Origin of the sequence: Salmonella sp. SAL00672, from assembly GCF_046552175.1 — a bacterium.
Taxonomy (GTDB): Bacteria; Pseudomonadota; Gammaproteobacteria; order Enterobacterales; family Enterobacteriaceae; genus Salmonella; species Salmonella enterica.
In genome coordinates, this window is record NZ_JBGDUQ010000002.1 from 296,672 (window position 1) to 313,376 (window position 16,705).

The following is a 16,705-nucleotide window of genomic DNA, read 5'->3' on the forward strand; positions in this document are numbered from 1 at the left end:
TCGACCGGGGCGTTAAACTGGCGCTCCGGTACGTAACTGCTGTAACAAGCGCTCCACGGGGGCCGCCAGTCCGACTGACGGCGGTTGCGCTAAGTTATACCAGAGCGCGCTGCCTTCATCCATGCAGGCGTCCAGTGACGACACGGGAAGCCACATAGGCACAATATCCAGGTGGAAATGGCTAAATGTGTGGCGAAACGCGTTAAGCTGGGTCAAATTATCAGCGTTAACATGCCGTTGCGCCAGCCATTCACGTAATTCATCTTCGCTGGCGAACTGCGGAAAGCAGTAGAGTCCGCCCCATAAACCGCTGGGAGGACGCTGCGCCAGGAAAATCTCCTGATTATGCTGTAACAATAAAAAGTAACCCGTCCGCTCCGGCAACGTCTGTTTCGGTTTCTTGCCCGGATAGTGTGACCAGCTTTCATGCGCAGCGGCGATACAACCGTTTTGCAGCGGACACAGGGTGCACTTTGGCTTTGAGCGCGTACAAACCATCGCGCCCAGATCCATCATCGCCTGATTAAAACGCTCCACGCCGCGTGCGGGCGTCACTTGCTCGCTCAACGTCCACAGCGTATTCTCCACCTCTTTTTTTCCAGGCCAGCCGCTAACAGCATAACAGCGAGCCAGCACACGTTTAACGTTTCCATCAAGAATCGGATAATGTTTACCTAACGCGAGGGAGAGAATTGCGCCGGCGGTTGAACGCCCGACGCCGGGTAGCGCGGCGATTTCGGCAAAAGTTTGCGGGAATTCTCCACCGTGAAGCGTCGCCACCTGTTGCGCCGCTTTATGCAAATTACGCGCGCGGGCGTAATAGCCGAGCCCGGTCCATAAATGGAGCACTTCATCCAGCGGCGCATTCGCTAAATCCGTTACCGTCGGAAAGTGCGCCATAAATCGCTCAAAGTAAGGAATCACCGTCGTCACCTGCGTTTGTTGCAACATGACTTCCGAGAGCCATACTTTGTAAGGCGTCTTGTTAATTTGCCAGGGCAGCGTTTTCCGCCCGTATTTGTCGTACCAGTCCAGAACCTGGGCTGAAAATTGAGACGCTTGCATGGAAACTCATTCATTATTGCCGGGGGCAAGATTGCAGCACAGAGGCCGCAGGGTGTAAACCGGAACTTTCCGCAGTGCGCTTCATGCTTGCATCCGGCAACTAACTTTGGATAATGCCCGTTTTCAGAACTCAAACACAGCAGACTACACTTTTATGAAAAACGACGTCATTTCACCGGAATTTGATGAAAACGGTCGCCCGCTGCGCCGTATTCGTAGTTTTGTTCGTCGCCAGGGGCGACTGACAAAGGGGCAAGAGCACGCGCTGGAAAACTACTGGCCGGTGATGGGCGTCGAGTTCAGCGAAGCGCCGGTAGATTTCGCCACGTTGTTTGGTCGCGAAGCGCCGGTGACGCTGGAGATTGGTTTTGGCATGGGGGCGTCTCTGGTGGCGATGGCGAAAGCGCGCCCGGAGCAGAATTTCCTCGGCATTGAAGTGCATTCACCCGGTGTCGGCGCGTGTCTGGCGTCCGCTCATGAAGAGGGCGTTGAAAACCTGCGCGTCATGTGCCACGACGCGGTAGAAGTGTTGCATACAATGATTCCTGACAATTCTTTATCGATGGTTCAGCTCTTTTTCCCTGACCCGTGGCATAAAGCGCGTCATAATAAACGCCGTATCGTTCAGGTGCCGTTTGCTGAACTGGTATTGAGCAAGCTGAAATTGGGCGGCGTTTTCCATATGGCGACCGACTGGGAAGCGTATGCGGAACACATGCTTGAAGTCATGTCTTCTATCGACGGGTACAAAAATCTGTCAGAGAGCAATGATTATGTACCGCGCCCGGAATCGCGCCCGGTAACGAAATTTGAACAACGTGGCCATCGTCTTGGTCATGGCGTATGGGACTTAATGTTCGAGAGGGTGAAATAATGGCAAAGAACCGTAGTCGTCGTCTGCGTAAAAAAATGCACATTGACGAATTCCAGGAATTAGGATTTTCGGTGGCATGGCGTTTTCCGGAAGGTACATCTGAAGAGCAGGTCGATAAGACTGTCGATGACTTTATTAATGACGTTATTGAGCCTAATAAACTGGCGTTTGACGGCAGCGGCTACCTGGCCTGGGAAGGGCTGATTTGTATGCAGGAAATCGGTAAATGTACCGAAGAACATCAGGCGATTGTGCGTAAGTGGCTGGAAGCGCGCAACCTTGAAGAAGTCCGAACCAGCGAACTTTTCGACGTTTGGTGGGACTAATGAGTACAGGGTCGGCAAATGCCGGCCCGCTTTGTCTTGAGGGAAAGTTATGATGCGCAAAACGCTGCTGGCGGCAGTGCTAACGTTGACGGCGATGGCCGCTCATGCAGATTACAAATGCAGCGTCACGCCGCGTGACGATGTGATCCTGAGTCCACAAACGGTGCAGGTGAAAGGTGAAAACGGCAACCTGGTGATCACGCCGGACGGCAATGTGATGTACAACGGTAAGCAGTACACCCTTAGCGCCGCGCAGCGCGAGCAAGCGAAAGATTACCAGGCGGAGCTGCGAAGCGCGCTGCCGTGGATTGATGAGGGCGCCCGATCGCGCGTCGAAAAAGGCCGCGTGGCGCTGGATAAAATCATCGCTAAAGAGGTGGGCGAAAGCAGCAACATGCGTAGCCGTCTGACGAAGCTTGATGCGCAATTAAAAGCGCAAATGAACCGCATTATCGAACATCGTACGGACGGCCTGACGTTCCACTATAAGGCTATCGACCAGGTGCGTGCCGACGGTCAGCAGTTGGTGAATCAGGCGATGGGCGGTATTTTGCAGGACAGCATTAACGAAATGGGCGCCAAAGCGGTGCTTAAAGGCGGCGGCAATCCTTTACAGGGTGTGATGGGCAGCCTCGGTGGTTTGCAAACCTCTATCCAGAACGAATGGAAAAATCAGGAGAAAGATTTCCAGCAGTTTGGCAAAGATGTCTGTAGCCGCGTAGTAACCTTAGAAGATAGCCGCAAAGCGCTGGTTGGCAGCCTGAAGTAATCTTTCCTTTTTAAACAATGGCGTAGATCGTATCTGCGCCTTTTTATTCTGTTTTTTCCTGCATTTTGTTATCCATCTCTAAAAAATACTCTCTGTTGGATATATATCGCTGGTTAATCGTATGGCGTCACATTATTCGTCTGCAATATAGGGATAATGCGACCAGTTGACATAACTGGAGATATAACATGGAGTTTTTCAGGAAAACGGCATTAGCTGCTCTGGTAATGGGTTTCAGCGGCGCAGCGTTCGCTTTACCGAATATCACCATCTTAGCGACCGGCGGAACGATCGCTGGCGGTGGTGATTCAGCAACAAAATCAAATTATACGGCAGGTAAAGTCGGCGTCGAAAATCTGGTGGATGCCGTTCCTCAATTGAAGGACATTGCGGTAGTGAAAGGCGAGCAGGTCGTTAACATTGGCTCGCAGGATATGAACGATGAAGTCTGGCTCACGCTGGCGAAAAAAATCAATACCGAGTGCGACAGCACCGACGGTTTCGTGATCACCCACGGTACTGATACGATGGAAGAGACCGCTTATTTCCTCGATCTGACCGTGAAATGCAATAAACCGGTGGTACTGGTCGGCGCGATGCGTCCTTCCACGTCAATGAGCGCAGATGGCCCGTTCAACCTCTATAATGCGGTAGTAACAGCGGCTGATAAACAGTCTGCCAACCGCGGCGTGCTGGTGGTAATGAATGATACCGTCATGGACGGACGCGACGTCACTAAGACCAATACGACTGACGTGGCGACGTTTAAAGCGGTTAACTACGGCCCGCTGGGTTATATCCACAACGGTAAAATTGACTACCAGCGTACGCCAGAGCGTAAACATACCACCTCCACCCCGTTCGACGTGTCGAAGCTGACCGCGTTGCCGAAAGTCGGTATCGTTTATAACTATGCGAATGCGTCCGATCTGCCGGCAAAAGCGCTGGTAGACGCGGGTTATGACGGGATCGTGAGCGCAGGTGTGGGTAACGGCAACCTGTATAAAACGGTCTTTGATACCCTGGCGACCGCCGCGCACAACGGTACGGTAGTGGTGCGTTCTTCACGTGTGCCGACTGGCGCAACCACGCAGGATGCGGAAGTTGACGATGCAAAATACGGCTTTGTCGCTTCCGGCACGCTGAACCCGCAAAAAGCGCGTGTCTTACTGCAACTGGCGTTAACCCAGACTAAAGATCCAAAACAGATCCAGACGATGTTCAATCAGTATTAAAGATAATGCCCCGGTCGGAAGGCCGGGGCTATCTTTGGAAGATCTCTCGCACAACCAACACTATTACCTTGCTAATTATCATCCTGGTTATGATAATCGTGGGCGTCATGTCTCTGGACGGGAGGTCCACAAGTGGTTCGACAATGGATTGCTGGCGCAGCGCTGTTTGCCCTGATTTCAGGCTATAGTTGGGCAGAGGTTGCTCAACCCTCCGATAACATCTTAAAAGAACAGTTTAGTAAGCAGTACCACGGCATACTTAAACTGGATTCCATTACCTTAAAAAATCTTGATTCGACGGGCAATCAGGCCACCTGGTCTGCCGAAGGGGATATTTCTTCCCGTGAAGATATGTATACCGGCGTTGGTATGGCGGCGGATTATTATTTTGTTGAAAAAACCTGGACCAAAGATCGTCCCGTTAAATTTTCTGCCATGTTAACCAGTAAAGGGACGCCAGCCTCTGGCTGGACGGTGAACTATTACTCATTACAAATGGCAGCCAGCGATCAGGGCCGGGCTATTGACGACATTAAAACGAATGATAAATACCTGATCGTCAACAGTGATGACTTTAACTATCGGTTTGGCAACATTGAAGCCTCCTGGCGTGCGCAGAAAGCGTCGATCCCCGGTCTTGAAGAACAACTCTCTGCCCTGGATAAGAAAATAGCGGTAGCTAAAAAAGAAGCGGACGCGTATTGGGGAAAAGGCGCTGATGGGAAACCGTTGACCCGCGCCGAGGCGTTTAAAAAGACGTTAAAAGAGCTCGATGATTATGTAAAAGCCAACGATAGCAGCGTATATGCCGAGAAATACGAAAAAGAGGTCTATCAACCGGCATTAGACGCGTGTCGTAAGCAGAGTGAGCCGTGCAATGAAGCGGCTATTCAGCAGAAAAGAGATTTAGACATACACGAGCAACGGCGGCAGGTATTTTTGAAATCAGAAGAGCTGCGTCGAAAAGCGCAGAATGACTGGATAACGTTAGAGAAAGGACAATATCCGCTGAATATAGCGGTACAGAAACTTCAGATGCAACAGAGTGATATCCGTGTGAAAATTATGGATATTAATGACGGTTACGAGCGCTGGAAAAAAGATACGGACGATTTGCGTCGTAAAGGGGTTATTAAATAATGCGCTTGCCGGCGGCGCATTAACCGCCACAGGTCGGTAAGCGTCGCGCCATCAGGTATTTTACCCGCTGGCGCGACAGGCTTATTCCTTGTTATTCCGCGAGAAACAACTCAAGAAGAGAGTTTAAAAACAGTTTACCGTGCCGGGTAATCTGCCAGTATTGCTCGCATTCGGTCAGGTAGCCCTGGGCAATAGCCTCGTCGATTGGCTGACGAATAACCGCTTCCGTAAGCCCGGTGTAGTCGACAAATTCGGCGCGAGGCGCGCGCTCCAGCAACCGAAAACGATTCATAAAGAACTCAAAGGGTTTATCGTCATCACTCACGTCACGCTGGCTTTCCAGGTAACGTCCCTGCATATAACCGCGTGGGTGACGGGTTTTGGTGGTGCGCAGGATCCTGCCGCCCGGGAAGGTGACTTTACCGTGGGCGCCGCAGCCAATCCCCAGATAGTCGCCAAAGCGCCAGTAGTTCAGATTATGCTGGCACTGATAACCGGGTTTGGCATAGGCCGACGTTTCGTATTGCTGATAGCCAGCAGCGGTTAATAACTGGTGGCCCTGCTCAAAGATATCCCACAGTGCGTCATCGTCCGGTAAAACCGGCGGACGCGAACCGAACAAAGTGTTGGGTTCAATCGTCAATTGATACCATGAGAGATGCGGCGGATTAAGCGCAATCGCCTGTCGCAAATCATTCAGCGCCTCTTCCAGCGTTTGATCCGGCAATCCATGCATCAAGTCGAGGTTAAAGCTGCGTAGTCCAAGCCCATTTGCCAGTCTTGCTGCCCGCATCGCCTCTTGTGGACCGTGAATACGGCCAAGACGTTTCAGCTTAGGCTCACTAAAGCTCTGCACGCCAATGGAGATCCGGTTTACGCCGGCGCGCTGATAGTCGATGAAGCGGTCGGCTTCGACCGTGCCGGGGTTCGCTTCCATGGTAATTTCCGCATCCGCCGCCAGATTCAGGCGCGCACGCACGCCGTCCAGCAGCGTTTGCATCGCCGGCCCGGAAAGCAGGCTTGGCGTACCGCCGCCAATAAAAATGGTCTTTACTTCACGCCCTTGCGCCCAGGCGACGTCGGCATCCAGATCGCTTAACAGATGCTGGACGTAGTCGTCATGCGGCACCTCGCCCTTCAACGCATGGGAATTGAAGTCGCAATATGGACATTTTTGTACACACCAGGGAATATGAATATAAAGACTGAGCGGCGGTAGTTTAGCCATTGCGTAACGCATCCAGCAGCAGCTTGAGCGCTTGTCCTCGGTGGGAAATCGCGCTTTTTTCTTCACGGGTCAGTTCTGCGGCGGTTTTGCCTTCAGACGGTACGAAGAAAATAGGATCATAGCCAAATCCGCCATTTCCGGCCGCCTGGCGAGTAATGACGCCAGGCCAGCTACCGTGACAGACTATCGGTGTGGGATCTTCGGCATGACGCAAATAAACCAGTACACAATGGAATCGCGCCTGGCGTTTGTCGTCCGGAACATCCCGTAGAGTATGCAGCAGTTTTTCCAGATTTTGCTGATCTGTCGCGTTTTCACCAGAATAGCGCGCGGAATAGATACCCGGCGCGCCGCCTAAAACGTCAACGGCCAGACCGGAGTCATCGGCAATGGCGGGCAGACCGGTCATTTTAGCGGCATGGCGCGCTTTGATAATCGCGTTTTCAATAAACGTCAGGCCGGTTTCTTCCGCGGAGTCAACGCCCAGTTCCGTTTGCGCTACCACATCAAGCCCAAAATCGCTTAACAGCGACGCGAGCTCGCGCACTTTACCGGCGTTGCCGGTTGCGAGAACAACTTTTTGCATGGAATACCTACTCAGTTAACGCCGCAATTTCCGGCGGGATCTGTTGCGGGTGAATAATTTTTACCTGTTTGTGACGGCCCAGCTCGCCTTTTTCGATGACGATCTGACTTTTCGCCACGCGAAACTGTTTACCAAGAAACTTGGTCAGATGGCTGTTTGCCTGACCGTCAACCGGCGGGGCAGTAATGGCGACTTTCACCTCGTCGCCATGTAAGCCCACAATACTGTCGCGGCTGGCTTTCGGCTGAATATAAAGCCGTAACACCAGACCGTCTTCGCAGCGAGTCACAGCACTCATAGCGCCATCCACAGCCCCGGCAGCAACATGTTGCCTGTCGCTTGTAAGACTTCAGCGATCCCCATATTAACGACATACAGTAGCAGCACCAGAACCATCGGCGAGAAGTCGATGCCGCCCATCGCAGGCAGTATACGGCGAATCGGGCTGAGCAGCGGCTCGGCAAGCTGAATCAATACATATTCAATTGGGCTACGACCCTGGCTCACCCAGCTCATGATAGCCATGACCAGCAGCACCCAGAAGATCAGCAGGCCGATTGTTTTAAGCAAGATAAGCACCGCGGCAATCCAGATAATCGCCTGAAACGTAATGACCTTAAACAGCACTATCGCCTTAATAACGCTAAGAATAAACGCCACCAGCAGGGAAGCGCTGTCAATCGGCCCCATTGGCGGGATAATACGACGCAGCGGTCCGATGATGGGCTGCGTAATTTTCACCACGAACTGGGAGAAAGGGTTGTAAAAGTCACAGCGGGCCCACTGCATCCACACGCGCAATAATAGCACCATGGTATACAGCTCAATTACCGTTGAGAGCAGGAAGGTCAACGTATTCATGGCGTTCCTCAGTTTTCCTTAATTTTTTGTGTAATCACGAGCACCAAAGATAGCGGTGCCGATGCGCACCATTGTGCTACCTGCCGCAATCGCGGCTTCCATATCGTCGCTCATACCCAGAGATAAGGTATCAACGTCAGGGTAGCGCGCTTTCAGCCCGGCAAATGCTACAGCCATTTGACGTGCGACTTCAAACTGCCTTACATAATCTGACTCTGGCGCCGGGATCGCCATCAGTCCGCGAAGCCGCAGACGCGGCAGTGTAGCCACCGCAGCGGCCAGCTCATCCAGTTCCGCCAGCGGAATGCCTGATTTGCTGTTTTCATCGCTGATATTAATTTGGATCAGAACATTTAGCGCCGGCAGATTATCCGGGCGCTGTTCGCTCAGCCGCGAGGCGATACGCAGGCGATCGATGGTATGACACCAGTCAAAATGCTCGGCCACCAGCCGACTTTTGTTGGACTGTAAAGGGCCAATAAAGTGCCAGTGCAGGCCTTCCACTTTCGCTTCCTGAAAGTGGCGGATTTTTTCCACCCCCTCTTGTACATAATTTTCACCAAATGCCCGTTGTCCGGCGGCAATGGCTTCTGCGATGTCGCTCGCAGGTTTGGTTTTACTCACTGCAAGCAACGTAACTTCTTCTGAAGAGCGGCCGCAACGCGTCGCCGCGGCGGAGATTTTGTCCCGGATGTATGCCAGGTTATGCGCGATATCGTTCATTTTCCGAGGATGTTTATATGAATATGGAAGAAATTGTGACGCTTAGTGTAAAGCATAACGTCTCGGATCTACACCTGTGTAACGCCTGGCCTGCGCGATGGCGCAAACAAGGACGCATGGAGAACGCGCCTTTTACCGCGCCTGATGTCGACAGGCTTCTGCTTGATTGGCTTAATGATGCGCAACAATATCAGTGGCGAACGCACGGCCAGCTTGATTTCGCCGTCTCGCTGTCTGGCACGCGGCGCCTGCGCGCCAGTGCGTTCACACATCAACAGGGAACGTCGCTGGCGCTACGGCTATTGCCCGAGCGCTGTCCTGATCTGGCGAAAATCCAGACGCCGCCGATAGTACCCGCACTGCTTGCCAGCGAGAACGGACTGATTCTGGTCACTGGCGCTACTGGCTGCGGGAAGTCCACCACGCTGGCGGCGATGGTGGGATATCTTAATCAACATGCCGATAAACACATCCTGACGCTGGAAGATCCTATTGAGTACCGTTACACCAGCAAGCGTTGCCTGATACAGCAGCGGGAAATCGGCCAGCATTGCGCCACTTTTGCCGCCGGGCTGCGCGCGGCGTTACGTGAAGATCCCGATGTCATTTTACTGGGAGAGCTGCGTGACAGCGAGACCATTCGCCTGGCGCTGACGGCGGCGGAAACGGGGCATCTGGTACTGGCAACCCTGCATACTCGCGGTGCGGCGCAGGCGGTGGAAAGATTAGTGGATAGTTTTCCGGCGCAGGAAAAAGAACCGGTACGCAGCCAACTGGCGGGTAGTCTGCGCGCCGTACTATCACAAAAACTGGAGGTCGACAGACAGGATGGGCGCGTGGCGTTGTTTGAATTACTGATTAATACGCCAGCCACAGGGAATTTGATCCGTGAAGGCAAACTCCATCAGTTGGCCCACGTGATACAAACCGGGCAGCAGCAGGGGATGATGACATTCGCCCAGAGCGCGCAATGGCGTCAGGTGCAGGGACGGCTGTAGCGAAGATGGCGGCGTAGGGGGGGGAGGAAAGTGTTGACTGGCGCGGTGGATTGAACGGCATGCAGGCTTGTATCCTGGCGAACCGGCGTTAAAATCGCAGCTTTGTTAAAACCACAGCGAAGCCATTTAACGATGTCATCACAACCGAATCAAAGCCTGATAGATGGCATTCGCTGTCTGCAATATCTGGTTTCCAGCGACCGTGCTATCGGATGTCGCGAGCTTGCCCGGCTGATGGATATTAATACCACGCGCGTTAATCGCCTGTTAATGACGATGGCCTCTATTGGACTCACGATGCAGGATGAGCACCGACGCTATTTACCCGGGCCAGGCATTCATGCTTTGGCGGCGCAGGCGATTCGCGGTTCAGCGCTGTTCTCCCATGCGTTGCCTATCCTTGAGCTCCATGCGCCCAAAGACATCGTGGTGGCATTAGGCGTGCTATGGGAGGATCAGATTATCTATATTTATCACTCTAGGCCGGGTTCGCAGGGAAGTCAGGCGCTGGCGGGGTTTCGTATGTGCCCGGCCTGGCAGTCGGTAACAGGAGTGGCGTTACTGGCGGCAGAAAGCGATGAGGCGCTAATGCAGCGTTTTACTCCGGAGCAGTGGCGTAATCTGGCACCGCATGTGGCGCAGCAGCGCCAGCGGGGATACGTGCTGTGGCATCACGCTGATGGTGAAGTTTCTATGGCGCAACCGCTAGGCAAGCACGCCGCAGCGCTGGCCTTTGCGGGAATGTGGCGGATTGATGAGGCGGAGGCGGCTGCGCGTTTACAGGCGTTGAAGGCATTAAACCAGCTTATTGCCCAGTAAGCCTGGCAACCGTGACCGCGTTATCCGCCTGCTGACAAAACGGCTTTAATACCCCTGTTCAAAATAGCTTTCGAGGATAATCACGGCGGAGGCCGAGTCCACTTTGCCTTTGTTCAGCGCGCGATACCCACCTCGTTCAAACAGACCGGAGCGTGCTTCAACGGTGCTGAGTCGTTCATCGTGCAGCGTGACAGTTACCCCGAAACGCCCATGAATACGGTTGGCGAATTTACGTGCGCGCGCCGTCAGCGGTTGTTCAGTGCCATCCATATTGAGCGGTAGCCCGACAATAATTTCGTCCGGCTGCCACTCTTTCAGCAAACGTTCAATGAGCATCCAGTCGGGCGTGCCGTCCTGTGCTTTGATTGCCGGAAGCGGACGGGCGGTGCCGGTAATGCGTTGTCCTATTGCAACGCCGATGCTTTTTGTGCCGAAGTCAAAGGCCAGTAAGGTGTCGCTCATCAGGCGTGCCCCGCAACGCCAGGCATGGTCAGAATATCAATGCCAATAAGTTTTGCCGCTTCGCGCCAGCGCTCGGCAATGGGTGTTTTGAACAAAATATTGAGATCGGCGGGCGCGGTAAGCCAGGCGTTATCAAGCAACTCTTGTTCAAGCTGGCCTTTATCCCAGGAGGCGTAGCCCAGCGCGACCAGCACATCGGAAGGCTGTTGTTGGGTACCTAACGTTTCCAGCACATCGCGGGAGGTGGTAATCACGGTATTGTCTGAGATACGAATGCTGGAGGCGAAACGTGACGGCGGAGTATGGAGAATAAATCCGCGATCTTCCGCCAGCGGGCCGCCGAGCATCACGGCTTTATCAAGACGAATTGCCGAATCGCGCGGTTCCGGCGTAATTTTTAGTTTTTCCAGAATCCCTTCAATTTGCAGATTTTCCAAAGGCTTATTAATAATAATCCCCATAGCGCCGTCCTGGTTGTGCTCGCAAATATACACTACGGAACGGCGGAAAATCGGGTCCTGGAGCGCAGGCATGGCAATAAGAAAGTGATGCTGTAAATTCATTGTCAGAGGTTCTGTTTCCTGGTTCAAAAAAACGACAGCGTTCAGTATGTGGGGAAAGCGGACGGTTGTCACTCATATAAGCCGTCTTTTGCCAAAGGACGGCGGCCTTATCGGGCAATAGACTGCCGGATGGCGATGCTGACGCGCCGCCTTATCCGACCGGGGCGGCGTGATTGCTCAGGCCCGGTAAGCGCACGCCACCGGGCAATAAACCTTTACTTCGCCAGACGCGCTTCGATGGCGTCCATCAACATCCCGGTGATAGAGATCGGGTATTCCGCTTCAATTTCACGCACGCAGGTTGGGCTGGTCACGTTAATTTCCGTTAAGCGGTCGCCGATAATATCCAGACCGACGAAAATAAGCCCTTTGGCTTTAAGCGTTGGTCCAACGCGGCGGGCGATTTCCCAGTCGCTTTCGCTCAACGGACGGGGTTCGCCGCGACCACCAGCCGCCAGGTTGCCGCGGGTTTCGCCGCCCTGCGGAATACGCGCCAGGCAGTAAGGCACCGGCTCACCGTCGACGACCAGTACGCGCTTATCGCCATCTTTGATCGCGGGCAAATAGTTCTGCGCCATGCAGTAGCGGTTGCCCAGCTCGGTCAGCGTTTCGGCGATAACGCCTATGTTAGGATCGCCTTCCTTAACGCGGAAAATGGACGCGCCGCCCATACCGTCCAGCGGTTTCATAATGATATCGCCGTGTTTTTCCCAAAACGCTTTGAGCTGCGCTTTATTGCGCGTTACCAGCGTTTCCGGCGTCAGGTCGGCAAACCAGGCGGTATACAGTTTTTCATTACAGTCGCGCAGGCTTTGCGGTTTGTTGACGATCAGCGTCCCTTCCTCTTCAGCGCGTTCCAGAATATAGGTCGCATAAATAAACTCGGTATCAAACGGCGGATCTTTACGCATCAGGATAACGTCGAGGTCGGCAAGTTTAATCTCCTGCTCGCTGCCGAACTCGTACCATTTATCGTAATTTTGCTCCACGTTCAACGTTCGCGTGCGGGCGCGGGCTTCGCCGTTAATCAGATAAAGGTCGGCCATCTCCATATAATGAAGTTCATAACCACGACGTTGGGCTTCCAGCAGCATAGCGAAACTGGTGTCTTTCTTGATGTTGATGTGTGCGATGGGGTCCATCACGATGCCGAGCTTGATCATTATTTTCTCCGTTAACGCTTCATCCTAAGTCGCCAAAACGCACCTGTAGCGCGGTAATGGCGGTGAGCGCGGTTGTCTCAGTACGCAGAACGCGAGGTCCTAACAGAATATCAGTAAACTGATAGCGCGCGGTCATCGCGATTTCGTCCGCCGACAGCCCGCCTTCCGGGCCGATCAGCAGTCGGACGCGTTCAACCGGCAGCGGCAGAGTGTTGATGCTGGCATGGGCGCGCGGATGAAGATTGAGCTTCAGCCCGGAATCTTGCTCGGCGCACCAGGCTTCCAGCGCCATCGGCGGGCGAATTTCCGGCACCCGGTTACGCCCGCATTGTTCGCAGGCGGCGATAGCGATCTTTTGCCACTGCTGGCGCTTTTTGTTCAGACGTTCATTATCCAGTTTAACGCCGCAGCGCTCAGAGAACAGTGGCGTAATGAGGCTTACACCCAGTTCGATCGATTTCTGGATAGTAAATTCCATTTTTTCACCGCGCGACATCACCTGGCCCAGATGGATATGCAGCGGCGATTCACGATCGTCGATTTCGCCTTTCATCACTTGCACTTCAACGCTTTTCTTACTGGCGCTAATGATTTCAGCATCGAATACCTGATTGCTGCCGTCAAACAGCTGTAACGCTTGTCCCGGTCCCATGCGCAGTACACGACCAATATGGTTGGCCGCATCTTCGCATAACGAAATCTGCGTACCGGACGTCAACAATTCAGGGTGATAAATGCGGGGAATACGCATAATAAAAAAATCCGCGTCATGGCCCCGGCGTTTGGCTATCCAGGGCATGGGTTAACAAGAATCCCGCTAGTGTAGGTTAGCTCTTTCGCGCCTGGCAAGCGCGTTGCACATAGGGATTATGATTACCCTGGACCTTCGCGATACGCGCATCGCGCTCGCACTCCCAGGCGGTAACGGGGTACTGCTTATCCCAGACGTTAAAAAGCTGCGTTTGTTGGCGGGAAAGTTTCAGTTGGTATTGGTCGCGCATATAAAAATAAGTGCGGGCGATTGCGCCACGGGCGCGGGCGGGCGGCTCGGCGAGCTTCGCTTTAAAATCCACTTTCATGGCGCATTGCCCGTACTGACCTTCGCCGCCGTTCCACTGGCTATACATAAAGTTGCCGCGATCGCCATTCACTTCGCCAATCGCGGGTTGCAGGTTATGCATATCGCTTTCCATTTTGCGGTAGACCGGGTCTTTAGCGCAGTTTTTTCGCCCGCCGTCCTGCCAGCACTGGCGCTGATGACCGAATTGCCAGGCGGGGACAACGTGCTCCCACTCAATGCGTCTGGCGCGATTCTCGTTTTTACGCACCTTATAGCCGCAGGACTCCAGGTCTACGACGCCTTTTTTACCCTGCCAGCGGATTTGGCACCCGCAGTAAAAGCTGCCGGGCGCGTCGGCATTGACTTTGACGCTCGCCGCTTTGGCCTGAGAAAAATTGTTAATGCCATCGGCCAGGGCCTGGCCTGAAAACGCTGCGGCCAGCAACGCAGCGGCAAAAGAAAAATTACGGTACATTGCACACTCCATAGCAAAACGAGCCCGCAACGTAACGAAAGTTGTGTCTGTATGCAATCAGTCCGCTCAGGAAAGTTCCCGGACGTTTCGGGAACTACCCGGCGACCAGTGGTTCGCCGCAGTGAACGCAACGATAAACCGCTTCGCCGCGTACTACCCGATTATGACGGCGGACGGTGAGTTGATGTTGCTGGCATTGGCAATGGTAGGGAAAGGTATTGCGCCGTACGGATTGCAGCGCAAATTGATGAGTACGTCTGGCCGGAACGCCCAGCACGCTTTCCATCATCCACTTCCATTCCTTGCCATGCGGAGCCTTGCGTCCGAAGTGCTTCCACACCAACAGATGCGCCAGTTCATGCGGCACGACCTCTGCTATAAAGGTGTCGATGTTTTCCAGCAGTAACACCGGGTTGAGGCGGATTTCGTAGCTCTCCAGCCAGGCGGTGCCCGCCGAGGTGCCGCGTTGCGTATACACCAGTTTCGGCTCCGGATAATGTCTATCGAGCTTGAGGTTCGCCTGGGCGAGATTTTCCCGCAGACGGCGCATCACGGCCTGCTGGATAGCGATAGGGAGACGAGGGGTTTTCATAGCGGCAGAGAATAGTGCGACGGAAGAGGGACTGCAAGAAAAACGCTTCCTCCTGTGGCAGGAGGAAGCGTGGAGGGATTAGTCGTGGGCGCCGATTTCGCGCAGTTTACGACCTTTCATCAGGTTACGTTCAATGTGTTCCAGCGAAACGTGTTTGGTTTCCGGCACCAGCCACAGGGTCAGCAGGATAAACAGCACGTTCAGGCCAGCGTAGACCCAGAAGGTGTTGGCGTTACCCAGATTGTTCAGCATGGTCAGGAACGTTGCGCCGACGATCATATTGGCGATCCAGTTGGTCGCGGTGGAGCAGGTGATGCCGAAATCGCGGCCTTTCAGCGGCTGGATTTCGGAGCACAGTACCCAAATCAGCGGACCAGCGCTCATCGCAAATCCAATGATGAACATCAGCAGCATAGCGATAGCGAAGTATTGCGCAGACGGCGAATGGATGCCGATGTGCATCATCGTACCCAGAATCCCCATACCAATCGCCATGACCAGGAAGCCCAGCGTCAGGGTCGGCTTGCGGCCCCAGCGGTCAACCAGGCCGATAGCGATGAAGGTTGCCAGCACGTTAGTCAGACCAACAATAACGGTGCCCCACATCTGCTCCGTGGTATTCGTGTACCCCGCCAGTTCGAAGATTTTCGGCGCGTAATACATGATGACGTTCATCCCGGTAAATTGCTGCATGACCTGCAACAAAATGCCAAGAAACACGGCGCGGCGGAAGTTGCTGTTCTCTTTGAACAGCGCCCAACCGCTCTGTTTAACCTGCAAACTTTCGCGAATTTCATCGAGCTCACGTTTTGCTTCCGCACTGGTGTCACGCAGGCGCAACAGGACGCGTTCAGCATCATGGAAACGGCGTTTCGCCGCAAACCAGCGCGGGCTGTCCGGCAGGAAGAAGACGCCGATCAGCAGCAGAATGGCCGGGATGATGATCACGCCGAGCATCCAGCGCCATGCGCCGCTGTAGCTGAACGCGGTATCGGACAGATAAGCGCCCAGAATCCCGATGGTGATCATGAGTTGGTACATTGAGATCATACTGCCGCGAATTTTTTCCGGCGCGATCTCGGACAGGTACAACGGTGCAGTGTAGGAAGCGACGCCGACGGCCAGACCCAGCAGCACGCGAGAAATAATCAGGACTTCAACGTTAGGCGCCGCAGCGGAGAACAGCGAACCGGCGACGAACAGGATAGCGCCGATCATCAGGCTTTTTTTACGACCCAGCTTAAAGGAGAGCCAGCCGCTGCCGACAGCGCCGACGGCCGCGCCAAACATCATGGAGCTGACCACCCATTCCTGAGTGTGTGCGGTAATCTGAAACTCGTCGGTAATGAAGGGTAAAGCACCGGCGATAACGCCGATATCCAGGCCAAAAAGTAATCCTGCCAGGGCTGCAAGAAAGCAGACAAAAAATGTCATGGCCTTGTTGGAACGCCCTTGTTTTTTATTGTCAGGCATTATGCCCTCCGGTTGGGTTAGCAATTTTATCGATGTTAAGAGTAGGTGAGTACGCCGTAAAAAGATGTGAGGCTAATCACAATGGTGTAATCGTTTACACTACTATTTATCTCGGTGATTATTTAATTATCTGAAAAATAATAGTTTTAATAATCTTATAACCATATCAATCGCCTGGTATTCAGACAAAGTTGAAAAATTATGTAATATTTTCATCGCAGAATTAGCATACCGATAGTGATGCGGTCAGTTCTTAATGAAAATGAATGTAACCGCTTTCATGATGACTGAAA

20 protein-coding genes are annotated in these 16,705 nt (G+C 53.5%); 7 read left to right on the plus strand and 13 right to left on the minus strand.

Going from position 1 to position 16,705, the window contains the following annotated elements:
• Positions 1–12: 12 nt before the first annotated feature.
• Complete coding sequence (gene mutY / locus ACLJTG_RS07205) at positions 13–1,065, minus strand: A/G-specific adenine glycosylase (protein ID WP_198898184.1); 1,053 nt, start codon at positions 1,063–1,065, stop codon at positions 13–15.
• Positions 1,066–1,219: 154 nt separating this feature from the next.
• Here mutY and trmB point away from each other — a divergent pair, with 154 nt between their 5' ends.
• From trmB to ACLJTG_RS07230, 5 genes are all read left to right on the plus strand, one after another.
• Complete coding sequence (gene trmB / locus ACLJTG_RS07210) at positions 1,220–1,939, plus strand: tRNA (guanosine(46)-N7)-methyltransferase TrmB (RefSeq protein ID WP_000786893.1); 720 nt, start codon at positions 1,220–1,222, stop codon at positions 1,937–1,939.
• Positions 1,939–2,265, plus strand: a complete 327-nt coding sequence (locus tag ACLJTG_RS07215; protein WP_001107574.1) for a YggL family protein — start codon at positions 1,939–1,941, stop codon at positions 2,263–2,265. The genes trmB and ACLJTG_RS07215 overlap by 1 nt, the downstream gene beginning before the upstream one ends.
• Before the next feature lie 49 nt (positions 2,266–2,314).
• Positions 2,315–3,034: a DUF2884 family protein gene (locus tag ACLJTG_RS07220; protein ID WP_198898183.1), complete on the plus strand. Its 720-nt coding sequence runs from the start codon at positions 2,315–2,317 to the stop codon at positions 3,032–3,034.
• 188 nt (positions 3,035–3,222) lie between these two features.
• Entirely contained in the window at positions 3,223–4,269 is a 1,047-nt protein-coding gene (gene ansB, locus ACLJTG_RS07225) for an L-asparaginase 2 (RefSeq protein WP_000394189.1), read from the plus strand.
• Positions 4,270–4,401: 132 nt separating this feature from the next.
• Positions 4,402–5,409, plus strand: a complete 1,008-nt coding sequence (locus ACLJTG_RS07230) for a DUF1202 domain-containing protein (protein WP_410958913.1) — start codon at positions 4,402–4,404, stop codon at positions 5,407–5,409.
• A gap of 91 nt (positions 5,410–5,500) precedes the next feature.
• On the opposite strand, the gene hemW is transcribed toward ACLJTG_RS07230, so the two are convergent.
• Genes hemW through ACLJTG_RS07255 form a run of 5 tightly spaced genes read right to left on the minus strand, consistent with a single transcriptional unit; the run spans position 5,501 to position 8,807 of the window.
• Positions 5,501–6,637 (minus strand): radical SAM family heme chaperone HemW, encoded by a 1,137-nt coding sequence (hemW, locus tag ACLJTG_RS07235; RefSeq protein ID WP_001096532.1) that lies wholly within the window; start codon positions 6,635–6,637, stop codon positions 5,501–5,503.
• Positions 6,630–7,223, minus strand: coding sequence for an XTP/dITP diphosphatase (locus tag ACLJTG_RS07240; RefSeq protein WP_001174764.1), 594 nt, complete (start codon positions 7,221–7,223; stop codon positions 6,630–6,632). Before ACLJTG_RS07240 ends, hemW begins: the two co-directional genes overlap by 8 nt.
• A 7-nt stretch (positions 7,224–7,230) precedes the next feature.
• A complete protein-coding gene (gene yggU, locus ACLJTG_RS07245) occupies positions 7,231–7,521 on the minus strand; it encodes a DUF167 family protein YggU (protein ID WP_001277205.1) in 291 nt (96 codons plus the stop codon).
• Positions 7,518–8,084, minus strand: a complete 567-nt coding sequence (locus ACLJTG_RS07250) for a YggT family protein (protein WP_001094848.1) — start codon at positions 8,082–8,084, stop codon at positions 7,518–7,520. The genes yggU and ACLJTG_RS07250 overlap by 4 nt, the downstream gene beginning before the upstream one ends.
• Before the next feature lie 18 nt (positions 8,085–8,102).
• A complete protein-coding gene (locus tag ACLJTG_RS07255) occupies positions 8,103–8,807 on the minus strand; it encodes a YggS family pyridoxal phosphate-dependent enzyme (RefSeq protein ID WP_000997812.1) in 705 nt (234 codons plus the stop codon).
• Positions 8,808–8,824: 17 nt separating this feature from the next.
• Here ACLJTG_RS07255 and ACLJTG_RS07260 point away from each other — a divergent pair, with 17 nt between their 5' ends.
• Both ACLJTG_RS07260 and ACLJTG_RS07265 read left to right on the plus strand, forming a co-directional pair.
• Entirely contained in the window at positions 8,825–9,805 is a 981-nt protein-coding gene (locus ACLJTG_RS07260) for a type IV pilus twitching motility protein PilT (RefSeq protein WP_080092538.1), read from the plus strand.
• Positions 9,806–9,937: 132 nt separating this feature from the next.
• A complete protein-coding gene (locus ACLJTG_RS07265) occupies positions 9,938–10,624 on the plus strand; it encodes an IclR family transcriptional regulator (RefSeq protein WP_198898182.1) in 687 nt (228 codons plus the stop codon).
• A gap of 45 nt (positions 10,625–10,669) precedes the next feature.
• On the opposite strand, the gene ruvX is transcribed toward ACLJTG_RS07265, so the two are convergent.
• The 7 genes from ruvX to galP form a co-directional block, all read right to left on the minus strand.
• Entirely contained in the window at positions 10,670–11,086 is a 417-nt protein-coding gene (ruvX, locus tag ACLJTG_RS07270; protein WP_001285490.1) for a Holliday junction resolvase RuvX, read from the minus strand.
• On the minus strand, positions 11,086–11,649 hold the full coding sequence (locus ACLJTG_RS07275; protein WP_001053167.1) for a YqgE/AlgH family protein: 564 nt from the start codon (positions 11,647–11,649) through the stop codon (positions 11,086–11,088). The genes ruvX and ACLJTG_RS07275 overlap by 1 nt, the downstream gene beginning before the upstream one ends.
• A gap of 215 nt (positions 11,650–11,864) precedes the next feature.
• Complete coding sequence (gshB, locus tag ACLJTG_RS07280) at positions 11,865–12,812, minus strand: glutathione synthase (protein WP_000593243.1); 948 nt, start codon at positions 12,810–12,812, stop codon at positions 11,865–11,867.
• Between the two features lie 19 nt (positions 12,813–12,831).
• Complete coding sequence (gene rsmE, locus ACLJTG_RS07285; protein ID WP_001222488.1) at positions 12,832–13,563, minus strand: 16S rRNA (uracil(1498)-N(3))-methyltransferase; 732 nt, start codon at positions 13,561–13,563, stop codon at positions 12,832–12,834.
• A 76-nt stretch (positions 13,564–13,639) separates the two neighbouring features.
• Positions 13,640–14,347: a deoxyribonuclease I gene (gene endA / locus ACLJTG_RS07290; protein ID WP_000286124.1), complete on the minus strand. Its 708-nt coding sequence runs from the start codon at positions 14,345–14,347 to the stop codon at positions 13,640–13,642.
• Positions 14,348–14,441: 94 nt separating this feature from the next.
• Positions 14,442–14,939: a SprT family zinc-dependent metalloprotease gene (locus ACLJTG_RS07295; RefSeq protein WP_000856775.1), complete on the minus strand. Its 498-nt coding sequence runs from the start codon at positions 14,937–14,939 to the stop codon at positions 14,442–14,444.
• A 78-nt stretch (positions 14,940–15,017) separates the two neighbouring features.
• A complete protein-coding gene (galP, locus tag ACLJTG_RS07300; protein ID WP_001113171.1) occupies positions 15,018–16,412 on the minus strand; it encodes a galactose/proton symporter in 1,395 nt (464 codons plus the stop codon).
• Positions 16,413–16,705: the final 293 nt, after the last annotated feature.